This window comes from Jiella mangrovi (assembly GCF_017815135.1).
GTDB lineage: Bacteria > Pseudomonadota > Alphaproteobacteria > Rhizobiales > Rhizobiaceae > Jiella > Jiella mangrovi.
Map to the genome: position 1 here is coordinate 116,199 of NZ_JAGJCF010000017.1, position 11,815 is coordinate 128,013.

12 protein-coding genes are annotated in these 11,815 nt (G+C 63.5%); 3 read left to right on the forward strand and 9 right to left on the reverse strand.

Features of this window, described 5'->3' with window-relative positions:
- Positions 1 to 212 precede the first annotated feature (212 nt).
- The 9 genes from J6595_RS18565 to J6595_RS18605 form a co-directional block, all read right to left on the reverse strand.
- Positions 213 to 2,108: a pyrroloquinoline quinone-dependent dehydrogenase gene (locus J6595_RS18565; RefSeq protein ID WP_209596508.1), complete on the reverse strand. Its 1,896-nt coding sequence runs from the start codon at positions 2,106 to 2,108 to the stop codon at positions 213 to 215.
- Positions 2,105 to 2,440, reverse strand: a complete 336-nt coding sequence (locus tag J6595_RS18570; RefSeq protein ID WP_209596511.1) for a hypothetical protein — start codon at positions 2,438 to 2,440, stop codon at positions 2,105 to 2,107. The genes J6595_RS18565 and J6595_RS18570 overlap by 4 nt, the downstream gene beginning before the upstream one ends.
- Before the next feature lie 29 nt (positions 2,441 to 2,469).
- Positions 2,470 to 3,663 (reverse strand): MFS transporter, encoded by a 1,194-nt coding sequence (locus tag J6595_RS18575; RefSeq protein WP_209596512.1) that lies wholly within the window; start codon positions 3,661 to 3,663, stop codon positions 2,470 to 2,472.
- Between the two features lie 257 nt (positions 3,664 to 3,920).
- Positions 3,921 to 4,640 carry an SDR family NAD(P)-dependent oxidoreductase gene (locus J6595_RS18580; protein WP_209596514.1) on the reverse strand — a complete coding sequence of 240 codons (720 nt, stop codon included), beginning with the start codon at positions 4,638 to 4,640 and terminating at the stop codon, positions 3,921 to 3,923.
- Positions 4,641 to 4,842: 202 nt separating this feature from the next.
- Positions 4,843 to 5,691 (reverse strand): shikimate dehydrogenase, encoded by an 849-nt coding sequence (aroE, locus tag J6595_RS18585; protein WP_209596515.1) that lies wholly within the window; start codon positions 5,689 to 5,691, stop codon positions 4,843 to 4,845.
- Position 5,692: 1 nt separating this feature from the next.
- Entirely contained in the window at positions 5,693 to 6,967 is a 1,275-nt protein-coding gene (locus tag J6595_RS18590; RefSeq protein ID WP_209596516.1) for a D-mannose isomerase, read from the reverse strand.
- Positions 6,960 to 7,826 (reverse strand): SDR family oxidoreductase, encoded by an 867-nt coding sequence (locus tag J6595_RS18595; RefSeq protein WP_209596517.1) that lies wholly within the window; start codon positions 7,824 to 7,826, stop codon positions 6,960 to 6,962. The genes J6595_RS18590 and J6595_RS18595 overlap by 8 nt, the downstream gene beginning before the upstream one ends.
- A gap of 107 nt (positions 7,827 to 7,933) precedes the next feature.
- Positions 7,934 to 8,278, reverse strand: coding sequence for an EthD domain-containing protein (locus J6595_RS18600; protein ID WP_209596518.1), 345 nt, complete (start codon positions 8,276 to 8,278; stop codon positions 7,934 to 7,936).
- A 33-nt stretch (positions 8,279 to 8,311) separates the two neighbouring features.
- The gene (locus tag J6595_RS18605; protein ID WP_209596519.1) at positions 8,312 to 9,172 is read right to left on the reverse strand and encodes an antibiotic biosynthesis monooxygenase; all 861 of its coding nucleotides are present in this window, start codon (positions 9,170 to 9,172) and stop codon (positions 8,312 to 8,314) included.
- Between the two features lie 148 nt (positions 9,173 to 9,320).
- Here J6595_RS18605 and J6595_RS18610 point away from each other — a divergent pair, with 148 nt between their 5' ends.
- The 3 genes from J6595_RS18610 (at position 9,321) to J6595_RS18620 (ending at position 11,621) form a co-directional block, all read left to right on the forward strand.
- The gene (locus J6595_RS18610; protein WP_209596520.1) at positions 9,321 to 10,016 is read left to right on the forward strand and encodes an IclR family transcriptional regulator; all 696 of its coding nucleotides are present in this window, start codon (positions 9,321 to 9,323) and stop codon (positions 10,014 to 10,016) included.
- A gap of 55 nt (positions 10,017 to 10,071) precedes the next feature.
- On the forward strand, positions 10,072 to 10,833 hold the full coding sequence (locus J6595_RS18615; RefSeq protein WP_209596542.1) for an SDR family NAD(P)-dependent oxidoreductase: 762 nt from the start codon (positions 10,072 to 10,074) through the stop codon (positions 10,831 to 10,833).
- A gap of 155 nt (positions 10,834 to 10,988) precedes the next feature.
- Entirely contained in the window at positions 10,989 to 11,621 is a 633-nt protein-coding gene (locus J6595_RS18620; RefSeq protein WP_209596521.1) for a tyrosine-type recombinase/integrase, read from the forward strand.
- The last annotated feature ends 194 nt before the right edge of the window (positions 11,622 to 11,815 follow it).

Consider the following 11,815-nt stretch of genomic DNA (forward strand, 5'->3'; position numbering starts at 1 on the left):
CGGCTGTTGCGGATGTATCGCAGCGGCCGTTCCGATCGTGTGATCGGATAGTATTCTGGGTATTGTTCGCGGGCAAGGAGACGCGACCGTCTCTCTGCACAGTTCGTGCGTCGTGCCCATCGCGGACATTCCGAACGCATTGGATAAATCGTTATTCGTTATCAGGTGGCATCTGCGAAGGAAACGCTCGCCTGAGGCGTTTGGGAACCAAGTCATTCCTCAGGCAACGCGTAAGCCACGATCTGGTCGCCGACCTGCGGCTTCAGGATCGAGTTGCCACCCGCAACGAAGACGACCCACTCGCGACCCTTGTGTTCGAACACGGCCGGGTTCGAGACCGAGGGCGCCATCACCGGGTCGTTCCAGAGTTCCTCGCCGTTCGCCGCATCGAGCGCTCTGACGCGGGCATCGATCGAGCCGCCGATGAAGATAAGGCCGCCGCCGGTCGAGACCGGGCCGCCGATCGTCGGCGTCCCCCAGCTCGACGGCATATAGAAGCCGTAGCGTTGGACGCGGCCGAACGGCACTTCCCAGACCTTCTCGCCCTTGCCGATGTCGTAGGCGCTCATCGTGCCGAACGGCGGCTTCCAGCACGGCATGCCGGCCCAGTTCTCGAACGCCGTGAGATAGACACCGTACGGCGCGCCTTCCTGCGGATAGTAGCCGGCCTCGTTGCCCGAGCCACCCGCGATGTTCTCGTACTCTGCGCGCGGGACAAGACGGAAGATCTGCGCGACGCGGCTGGCATTGACGTAGAAAAGACCGGTCTTCGGGTCGTAGCTGCCGCCGCCCCACTGCATGCCGCCAGACGTTCCCGGGTAGGCAAGGGTGCCCTCGGTCGAAGGCGGTGTGAACAGGCCTTCGTAGCGCAGCTCTTCGGCCCGGCGCGAGCAGCCGCCGAACGAGACGAGGTCGGCCAGCCACCAGACGCCCGGCCAGTTCTCATGGTCGTTCGTCGGCGGTGGGGCGACTGGAAACGGCTGAGTGGACGATGCGACTTCGCCGTCCGCATCGGAGGTGGGGACGTTCTTTTCCGACCAGTCGAAGATCGGCTCGCCCGAGCGGCGGTCGAGCACGTAGAGGAAGCCCTGCTTCGTCGTCTGGACCAGCGCCGGGACCGTCTGGCCGTTCCGCTCGATGTCGATCAGCGTCGGCGCGGCGTTGGTGTCGTAGTCCCAGATGTCATGACGGACGAGCTGGCGCGACCAGGCGATGTCGCCGGTCTCGACGTCGACCGCCGTGACGGACGTTGCCATGGGGATCGGCTCGGTCCGATTTCCGCCCCAGTAATTCGGGCTCGGCGAGGAGACCGGCACGTAGACGAGGCCGAGGTCCGGATCGGCGCTCATCGCGGTCCAAACATTGGCCGTGCCGGTGCGCTGATGGACGTCTTCAGGAATGAACTCGACCGTCCATTCCCGCTCGCCCGTCCGCGCGTCTATGCCAAAGAGGGTCCCCGGAGGCGCTTCGGCGAAGGCCCAGTCCTTGCCGGCCCAACCGAGGACCAGCGTATCGCCCACCACCGTCGGCGGCTGCAGCAGCGAGAGCGGCCAGCGGTCGTTGGTCGTGTTCCACTGGTTGACGTCGAGGATGCCGCCTTGGCCGAAGTCCGCGCATGGTTTGCCAGTATCGGCATCGACGGCGTGCAGCGTCGCCGTCATAGTGCCGAGATAGACCCGCTTCTGACAGGCCTTGCCGTCTTGTGGGTCGGACGCCTCCCAATAGGCGACACCGCGATTCTTGAGGGCTGGCTGGGTCAGCGCTTCGAGACGGGACTTCGAATCGTAGCTCCACTTCTCCGCGCCGGTCTCTGGATCGAGCGCGAGGATGCGGTAGAAGGGCGTCCCGAAATAAAGCGTCTCGTTGGCGTAGATCGGCGTCGCGGACCAGACGGTCGGCGGCAGGTCGCCCGAGCCGTCCGAGAGATCGCCGGTATGCACCTCCCACTGGCGTTCGAGATCGCCGACGTTCTCCGTCGTGATTGCTTCGGCGGGTGCGTATTTCTGCGCCGAGAGCTGCCCGTGGAAACTGTCCCATCTGTCCTGGGCTGCAAGCGGCGTTGCGACGAGTCCGGCGACACAGGTGGTGAAGGCGAGCGTGCGCATCATGAACGGGTTCCCATCGATTGGCCGACGACGACCAGGATGCCGGCGATGAGCGCGGCGAGCCAGATCGCGGGTTGCAACAGCAGAACGCCTGCCAGTGCGGTCAGCAGCGCGGCGAGGACGAACAATGCGAGGATGATCCACCCGAACCAGCCGATCGTTGCTGCAACGGCGAGTGTGCCGAGAGCGATCGCGACATGCCCGAACGCCGCGAGCAACGGACCGGCCGTGCCGTTCACGCCGGTCGAAGGCGCGAAGAACGTGTAGATCGACCAGATGAAGCCGAAGGCCGCGACGAGAACCGCGATGCCGAAAAGTCGGTCTCTATTTGTCATTCGATGCCTTGCCGTATGGATAAGACCGCTCATTGAGCGGATCGCTTCGATGTCGCCAAAATGACGAGCCAGATCGCGAGGCCGCCAAGCGAAAGCGCAACGCCGACATAGCCGGTCGAGGCCCAGCCGAGGCCGGCGGAAAGCGTGAAGCCGGCGAGAAGTGGCCCGAGCGCGTTTGCGGCGTTGAAGGCGGCGTGGTTCATGGCCGCCGCCATGGTCTGCGCCTCGCCGGCCACATCCATGAGGCGGGTCTGGAGCGGCACGACGAGACCGCCGCCGACGCCGATCAGGAACAGCGCGGCGAACATGAAGGGCATCGAGCCGATCGAGGCCGCGTAGATCAGTCCGGAGATCGCAAGAACGGCCTGGAATGCCGCCGCGGACTGAAGCACGCGTCCGCCCGTGAGCTTGCCCGCGACCCAGTTTCCGAAGACCACACCGAGGCCGTAGATCACCAGGCCGATCGAGATCCAGTATTGCGGTTCGTCGACGGTCTGGAGGAACGCTGCGGAAAAGTAGGAGTAGATCGCGAAGGTGCCGCCATACCCGACGGCGCCCATGGCCAGCACGAGCAGCACCTGACGATTGGCGAGGGCGCGGAACTGCTTCAAAGGCCGGACGCTCGGGTCCGGGCCCTCATAGGGCGCCGTCAGCCAGATGCCGAGCGCGGTGAGCGCCGCCAGACCTGCGACGATCGCAAAACCAAGCCGCCAACCGAGCGACTGTCCGAAGGCATTGACCGCAGGGACGCCGACGACGGTCGCGACTGCGAGGCCCAGCATGATGTGGCTCGTCGCCTGTGCGCGCTTGCCCTTGCCGGCAATGTCGGCGGCAAAGAGGATCGCGATCCCGAAATAGGCACCGTGCGGCAATCCGGCGAGGAAACGCGCAGCGTCCAGAGTGAGGATGGAGGGCGCGAATGCCGACAGGGCGTAGCCCGCCGCGACCACCAACATGAGGCCGATCAGCGTATATTTACGCGGCCAACGGGCCGCGAGGACCGCAATCAGCGGTGCGCCGATCATCACACCGACGGCATAGGCGCTGACCGCATAACCGGCGACGCTCTCGCTGACACCGAGGCCGTCGGCGTAATACGGAAGAAGGCTCATCGCCGAAAACTCGCCGGCGCCGAGGGTGAAGCCACCGCACGCGAGGCAGATGGTGACGAGCGCAAGACTCGCCTCGCTGCGGCTATCCGAGGTTGCGGTGGCATGGATCATGAGTTGTCCTGTCCTTGCGAAGATTCCTTGCGAAGATCGAAAGTTCGAAGTCGGATCGCCTCGCCAAACCTGTTGGACATCGTCTCGGGACGCTGTCCGACAGGGCGGCCATATTCTCGAAAGCATCGTCCGAGGGCGAAGGCGTTCGGGGCAGCCGTCGTGGCTGGATCGGCTGTCCGACTGCGTGGCCGACCGAGATCAGCAGACGCCGGGGCCGCCGAATACTCGACCGGCCGATCCTGGTCAGTCAGCGTTAATCACTGGGCGAGATAACCGCCATCGATCGGCAGGTCTGCTCCGGTGATGAACGAGGCTTCGTCCGAGGCGAGGAACGCGATCCCGTTCGCGATCTCCTCCGGCCTGCCCATGCGGCCCATCGGATGCATGCCGACGACTTTCTTGATGCCGTCATCCGACAGCTTGTCGACCGCAGGCGTATCGATCGTGCCCGGCGAGACTGCATTGACCCGCACGCCCTTCGGCGCGAGGTCTATTGCGAAGTGCTTGGTCAGACCCGCTGCGACGTATTTCGCGGGTCCGTAGACCGCCTGTCCGACCTGTCCGCCATAGGCCGAGATCGAGGACAGGAAGACGATCGAGCCCGAACCCTGCTTCGTCATGATCTCGGCAGCGAACTTGCCGCAAAGGAACATGCCCTTTCCGTCGACGGCAAAGGTATCGTCCCGCAGGTCGGCGGAGGCCTGTTCGATCGTTGCCTCGGGGATGACGCCTGCATTGGCGACGAGGATGTCGATTCGATCGTACGCCTTCATCGTCTCGTCGAAAAACGTCTTCACCTCGGCCTCCTCGCGCACGTCGCAGACGAAGCTTTCGACCGTTGCGCCGGAGGTCTTCAACATCTCCGACGCTTCCTTCAGCGCAGTCTCGTCATAGTCGCAGATCGAGAGCTTGGCACCCTCGCGCGCGAACTTCTGTGCGGTGGCGAAGCCGATGCCCTTCGCGGCACCGGTGATCATGGCGATCTTGCCATCGAGACGGGGGGGCGGATGTCGTATTGCTCATGGTGCCTCCAATTATTCAACTAAATTGATTAATTAGGTCGGGGCGCGATCGTTCCGCTTTCGGCGTCCCGCGCAGCGCATTGCTGGTGCGGCGAGATTTCATAGGAGCCCAGTCGTTCCGGATTGCAGGGCGCAACCGGTCGAGGTCAGCGGCTGGTCAGAGATCGAGATCGGCCAGAGCCCGGCGCATCACCTCAGGGTTGGCCTCGATGCCGGTCCAGTATTTGAACCCGATCACTCCCTGGCCGACCAGCATGGAGAGGCCGTCCACAATGGTGCAGCCGTTGGCTTCCGCCGCCTTGAGAAACCGAGTCTTCGGTGGATTGTGAATGCCGTCGGCGACCACTTTGTCCGGCGTCAGACTGTCCGGATCGATGTCGGGCATCTGATCGACGTTCGGATAAAGCCCCTGCGATGTGGCATGAACGACGATCTCGACATCGCTCGGCACGGAGACCGTCTGGTCCCACGGATGGTATTCGGCCTTTGCCGGCGTCCTGCCCGCGATGAGGCTTGCAACGGCTTCGCCGCGATCCCGGCTGCGGTTGACGACGAGGATTTTCGCGGCTCCCGCAAGCGCCAGTTCGACGCCGACGGCACGACCGGCCCCGCCAGCACCGAACAGCATGACGGTCTTGCCCTCTGGATCGGTGACGTCGGACAACGCCTTCACGAAGCCCTTGCCGTCGGTGTTCTCGCCGATCAGCTTGCCGTCGCGCGCGACGATCGTGTTGACCGCGCCGATGATCTCCGCGCTTTCGCCGAGGCCGTCGAGATGGTCGATGACGGCGACCTTGTGCGGGATCGAGCAGTTGAAGCCGCGCCACCTCATGGCCCGCGCACCCTTCACCGCATCGCCGAGCCCTTCGGGCGCCACCTCGCAGTTGATGTAGCGCCAGTCGAGATCGTGATGGCGGAAGGCCGCCTCGATCATCGCCACCGTGGGGTTCCCGACTGCAGGTTGGGCGAACGAGCCCGTCAGCGGCAGAAGGAAATTCTCGGCCATCTCAAAGATCTCCTCGAACAGGACCGATCGCCTCCGTGCGCTCCAGCATGACGGCGAGGAACGGTGCCAGCGGGAGAACGGGTGTCAGGGTCGACTGATAGGCGTGATAGAGATCGGGCTTGCCCCTATAGATTTGCTCGGACGGTGCGTTCTCGCCATCGACCTCGTTGTGCCAGGACCCACAACGCCGGTCGATCACGTGAAGATCGAGATAGTCCCAGAGCGTACGGTACCAGCGTTCGTATTCGGTGCGGCCGGTGCGCTTCAGAAGACCGGCTGCCGCTGTGATGGCCTCGGCCTGAGCCCAGTGCGCGCGGTTTCGGACGCTCGGCCTGCCGTCCCAGCCGATCGTATAGACGAGGCCGGGATTGCCGTCCGCCTTCCAGCCGTCGCGCATACCGGCTGCAAACAGGCTCTCGGCGTGGCCCAGCATCCAGTCCGGGGCGCCTTCGCCCTGTGCCAGAAGGGCGGCTTCCAGCTTGAGTAACAGATGCGACCATTCGACGAAATGGCCGGGCGTCATCCCGTAGGGTCTCAGATCGTCGTCGCGCGTATCCTTGTTATAGTCCTTCAGGATCGTCCAGTTGCGATCGAAATGCTCGACGATGCGGAAATTCTGTTCCGCGGCGATCTCGTGGACGAAGCGCGTGACGATGCGAAGCGCCCGCTCACGCCAGACCGGCGCGTCGAGAACGTCGGCCAGCGCCATCGAAACTTCGACCGAGTGCATGTTTGCGTTTGCCCCGCGATAGTCCTCTTCGTCCGACCAGTCGGGCGCGAAGCTTTCACGCATGACGCCCTCTTCCTCGGACCAGAACCGGGTCTCGAGGATGGTGACGATCTCCTCCAGCAGCGCTTTCGCGCCCGGCCGTCCGGCGACATGGGCCGATGCGGCCGCGAGCGCGACGAAGGCATGGGCATAGGCCTGCTTGCGCCCCGATCCATCGTCCCAGCCGCCGTTTTCATGGTCCTTCAGCGAGCCAGTCAGTGCCGTGAGGCCGTGATCGACCAAAGGCGCTGAACCCGGCAAGCCCTGGAGCGCGCCGAGCGCGTAGGAGTGCGTCATTCGGGCGGTCACGACGAGATCGGGCGTAGCATCGTCCGGCATCTGCCCGGCCGTATCGAGTGAACCGAAGCCGACCGGAAGTCTGCTCTCCTTGGAAAAGTCGAGAAGCCGTTGACCCTGTTCGCTCAGCCAGCGCCGGTGGCGAGCGCTGGTTATCCAGCTCCCGCCTTTCGGTGCGATCGGCGCGATGACATCCGCCCCCTCAGCCATTGACGATCATGCCGCCGTTCACGTGGATCGTCTGGCCGGTGACGTAGGAGCCGTCTTCGCAGGCGAGATAGACGAAGGCCGGCGCGAGCTCGCAGGGCTGACCCATGCGGCCCATCGCGGTCGAGTCGCCAAGATGCGGCACCTCTTCGGCAGACCAACCCTGGGGCTGGATCGGCGTCCAGACCGGGCCGGGGGCCACCTCGTTGACACGAATGCCCTTGTCCGCGATCTGGAGTGCAAGGCCGCGGGTGAAGCTCGCGATCGCGCCCTTGGTCGCGGTATAGGCCGTCACCACCGGCGCACCGGCAAACGCGTTGACCGAGGTCGTGTTGATGATCGAGGCGCCCTTCGTCATGTGCTTCAAGGCCGCGCGGGTGAGGTAGAAGGGCCCGTGGACGTTGACGGCGAAGTGCCGCTCCCAGGACTCGTCGCTCGTGTCGGTGAACTCGCGCTCGCCCTGCATATGGCCGGCATTGTTGACGAGGACGTCGATGCCGCCGAACGTCTCGACCACCGTCCCTATGGCCTCATCACAGGCTTTGCGGTCGGAGACGTCCGCGGGAATAGCGAGCGTCTTCGCGCCCTCTTTCTTCAGCAGCTGGATCGTCTCGTCCGCATCGGTCTGCTCTTCGGGAAGGTAAAGGATCGCGACGTCCGCGCCCTCGCGGGCGAAATGCAGCGCGACGGCGCGCCCGATCCCGCTGTCGCCGCCGGTGATCAAGGTGCGTTTGCCCTTCAGCTTTTCCGAGCCCTTGTAGGTCTCGCGAATATGGGTCGCGGACGGCGTGAGCTTGCTTTCGATGCCTGGAACCCTGTCCTGGCTCTGCTCGGGAATGTCCTTGGCGAATGGGAAATTCATGGTGTGTGGTCCTTTGATTTCAGACGTGATGGTCCGCGTCGCGGCGTCTGAGCGCGGCGAATAATGGGCGGTCCGGTGTCGGTTGGTGGTGGTCCCGGCGCGGTACGTCAGCCGATGATGTCGGTCTGTTCGCCGACGAGGATCAGCGTGTTGCCGTGATCGAGGAAGGTCTTTTCGTCGGGAAAGACCTTCGACTTGTAGGTTTCGGAGGTCAGCACTGCCTTCATGCCATCCGGCCCATCGAACCAGATTTCGGCGGTGCCGTCATAGTCGGCCTGGGGAACGGTCCCCTCGGGCGGGTCCACCGGATGGGTCTGGATGTAGCGCTTCACGTGGGTTTCCGCCTCGGGGATCGAGCGGAACAGCGGTCCGTGATCCTCGATGTGATGGCGAACGAATTCCTCGCGGCTGATATCGGGATGCCGCTTCAGGAACATGGTCATCTTGATCATGCCTGTCTCCTTCGAATTCGGGTTGAGTGTGGGTTACCGGCGCGGCGTCCAGCGAGCCGCCGCTGCTTCCGCTGGATAGGAGATACCGCCGGGATAGGTCAGAAGCTCGATCAGCATGCCCCACGGGGTGCGGCCGTAGATGCCGGCATTGCCTTCGGCGTCCTCGTTGTTGGCGAGCGGATGGGGACCCTTGAGCGGTTCGCCGCCGGCCTTGGTGAAGGCGTCGAGGGCTGCGTCGATGTCGTCCACATAGACGCCGAAATGGGTCAGGCCGCGATCCTGAAGCCGGGCCGGGTCGGCCTGATCGGCGTTCTCCATCTGGAAGAGTTCGAGACACGGACCCTTTCCGAGCCGCATCAGCCGCATATGGACGATCTTCGCGCCCTTGGAGAGACCGAGTTCGGCTTCCGGCCCTTCGCCCGCCATCGGGTCCGCATCCTTCGGCAGAACGTCGTAGAGCGTCACCGCGCCGAAGGCGTCCGCGAAGAAACGGCTCGCTTCCTCGATGTCGGGCACGGTGAGTCCGATATGGTCGATGCCGCGAATGCCAGACTTCGACGTGCGCGGTCCTTCGAGCAGGGTCACCTCGCTTACCGATGACCCGCCGCCGGTCGCGATCTCTTCGAGCGCGGCGTTGAACTGCTTCGTGTGGGGCTGGTCGAGATGCATCTGAAACGCCGCGTCGTCGCGATATCGCTCGATCATGACAAGGGCGCCGCTTTCTTCGGCGTACACCTCGAAGCTGATATTGCCAGGCTCGGCGCGAACATTTCGGGCAAGTTCTTCGACAAGGGTCTTAAGATGGCTATTCTCGCCGGTGCGAGGGGTCGCTCGTGCGATGACGCATCGTGTCGTGTCCGGGACGGTCGCGGCGGGTGTCGATTGAAAGGTCACGATGGCCTCCTTCCGTCAGTTATGCTGCGCTGCGGCAGTCGAGAAGAAAATGGCGGCAACCCTTGCTTTGTTCCGATATTTTCAGCATCAAATCAACTAGTTTCTAAAATGGGATCGAATATCCAACAATGATGGAAAAAGGGCTCATATGATCCAGTCCGTCGAGCGCGCTGCCCACATCCTTGAAGCGATCGCCCATGCTGGCGGGGCAGCGCATCTGAACGCGATCGCGGCTGCTACGAATCTGCGATCGACAACCGCCCACAACATTCTGAAGACGCTGCAGTCGCTTGGCTACGTGCGGCGACGCGCCGGCGATACGCGCTATCATCTCGGCGACAGGATCCAGAACCTTGCACGCGTTGCCGGCGACGACGACCGCCTTCGGCGCGATCTGCGCCCGGCGCTCGAGGCGATGACGGAAGAAACTGGCGAGACGGTCTTCTTGGCGGTGCCGTCGGGCGACGAAGTCTATTTCCTCGACGCCATCGAAAGCCGTCAGACCCTGAAGGCGGGAAGCCAGGCCGGCGAACGCCTTCCCATGGCAGGCTCTGCAATCGGGCTTCTTTTCCTCGCACTGATCCCGCAGATCAGGAACCGGATGCTGCAAACCCATTCGGATCGCATCGGGCCCAAGCTGGAAGCGGAGATCGAGGCGATCGCCAAGCGCGGCTATGCGCTCGACCAGGAGAATTGGCTGCCCGGCCTCAACTGCGTTGCGGTTCCCTATGCCGAAGTCGGCGAGGTGCGTGCCGGCTTCGGTCTCGCCGGTCCGTCATCTCGTCTGCCGCTTGGCCAACTCGAGACGTTCGCAGACGTCATGAACCGGACCCTATCTCAATGACCTCGCGATCAACCGCGTCCATAAAAGAAAGCGACAGACCATAGCGCACAAGACGATCTTCGTCACTGGCTCGACCCAGGGCATCGGCTTCAATATAGCACGCGACTTGGCGGATGAGGGCCATTCGGTCATCGTCCATGCCCGCAGTAGCGAGCGCGCCGAAGAAACGAATTTCTCAGGCATGGCCGGCTTCGTTGTCGGCGACATCTCGACGCTCGCCGGAATGCGCGCGGTCGCCGATCAGGCGAACGGATTCGAGCCGTTCGATGCGGTCGTTCACAATGCCGGTCTCGGCTACCGCGAGCCGCGGCGGGTCGAGACCGAGGACGGTCTGTCCCAGCTATGGGCGGTGAACGTTCTGGCGCCGTACGTCCTCACCTGTCTGATCGAGATCCCGAAGCGGCTGATCTTCACCGGTTCCGGCATGCATCCGAGCGCATCCTCCCGTCTCGACGATCTGCAATCGCGCAATCGATCGTGGAGTGGCGCGTCGGCCTATGCGGAGACGAAGCTTCAAGATATCGCGCTCGCCTTCGCTCTCGCGCGCCGTTGGCCGGAGGTCGCCGTGAACGCGGTCTCGCCCGGCTGGGTGCCGACCCGCATGGGCGAGGCCGGCGCGCCGGACGATCTCGAACGGGCTCACCTGACGCAGGTCTGGCTCGGGGCCTCCGACGAGACCGCGGCGACTGAAAGCGGTCGATATCTCTATCACAAGGAGCCGGAGAGGACGCACGCGGCGGCACGGGACACGGCTTATCAGGACGCGCTGATCGCAGCCTGCGGAGAAGCGAGCGGCGTCAGTCTTCCGGGCTTATAGCGCCAATCGAGTGACGCTTGGAGCGGGTTTTTAAATCACTGGCAGCTTTGTGCGCCGATTTCTCGAAAGCTGACCGTCTCCTTTCGGCCCGTTCGATCCTCGCGCAAGACCGTCGATCCTTTTCTTTCGGCCGTTCCGGCCGATGGAGAAGGACAATGGGACATTCAGAGTATGATCCGGCGAGCAAGGCCCGCCGAGCATGGAACGCAGGGCGAACGGTCGGCGCGAAGCGAGCCCTGAAGCCACAACAGGTCTGGGCGATCCGCTTCTGGCTGGATCGCGAAGAACGCATCCGCGACCGTGCGCTGTTCGATCTCGCGATCGACAGCAAGTTGCGCGGCTGCGACGTCGTGCAGGTCAAGATCGGCGATCTGACGTCCGGCGGCCGAATCCGAAGGCGAGCGATCGTCGTGCAACAGAAAACGAAACGGCCGGTCCAGTTCGAACTGCTGGAGCCAGCCCGGTCGAGCCTTTTGGCTTGGCTCGAGCTGCGAGGCGGAACGATCGACGATTACGCCTTCCCGAGCCGGATCGATCGGACAAATCATCTCAGCACTCGGCAGTACGCTCGGCTGGTCAACGAGTGGGTGACCGCGATCGGCCTTTGGCAAGAGGACTACGGAACGCATTCGCTTCGCAGGACAAAGGCGTCGATCATCTACAAGGCGACGGGCAATCTGCGGGCCGTTCAGATCCTCCTCGGTCATACCAAGATCGAGAGTACCGTTCGCTATCTCGGCGTCGATGTCGAAGACGCGTTGACTCTCACTGAAGCGACCGAGGTGTAGTATCGATCATCGCAGGCACGGAACGGCCGCTTCCAAGAAATCGGAGCGGCCGTTTCGATCGCGGGCCTGGGTGGAAAGCAGCCATTCGCGAGTCCGCCGACAAATGGCAGCTATGCGGACAAAGTTGCCTTTCGCTCACTGACTTCAAAAGTCGGGTTTGACTTGAGAAGCGGACACATTTAGCTTGAGAACGA

What these genes read in the sequence shown, in the direction of transcription:
- aroE (WP_209596515.1), bottom strand. Translation starts at nt 5,691, where the DNA reads ATGGCCGAGAATTTCCTTCTGCCGCTGACGGGCTCGTTCGCCCAACCT.
- J6595_RS18570 (WP_209596511.1), bottom strand. Translation starts at nt 2,440, where the DNA reads ATGACAAATAGAGACCGACTTTTCGGCATCGCGGTTCTCGTCGCGGCC.
- J6595_RS18620 (WP_209596521.1), top strand. Translation starts at nt 10,989, where the DNA reads ATGGGACATTCAGAGTATGATCCGGCGAGCAAGGCCCGCCGAGCATGG.
- J6595_RS18580 (WP_209596514.1), bottom strand. Translation starts at nt 4,640, where the DNA reads ATGATCACCGGTGCCGCGAAGGGCATCGGCTTCGCCACCGCACAGAAG.
- J6595_RS18595 (WP_209596517.1), bottom strand. Translation starts at nt 7,826, where the DNA reads ATGAATTTCCCATTCGCCAAGGACATTCCCGAGCAGAGCCAGGACAGG.
- J6595_RS18575 (WP_209596512.1), bottom strand. Translation starts at nt 3,663, where the DNA reads ATGATCCATGCCACCGCAACCTCGGATAGCCGCAGCGAGGCGAGTCTT.
- J6595_RS18610 (WP_209596520.1), top strand. Translation starts at nt 9,321, where the DNA reads ATGATCCAGTCCGTCGAGCGCGCTGCCCACATCCTTGAAGCGATCGCC.
- J6595_RS18600 (WP_209596518.1), bottom strand. Translation starts at nt 8,278, where the DNA reads ATGATCAAGATGACCATGTTCCTGAAGCGGCATCCCGATATCAGCCGC.
- J6595_RS18565 (WP_209596508.1), bottom strand. Translation starts at nt 2,108, where the DNA reads ATGATGCGCACGCTCGCCTTCACCACCTGTGTCGCCGGACTCGTCGCA.
- J6595_RS18590 (WP_209596516.1), bottom strand. Translation starts at nt 6,967, where the DNA reads ATGGCTGAGGGGGCGGATGTCATCGCGCCGATCGCACCGAAAGGCGGG.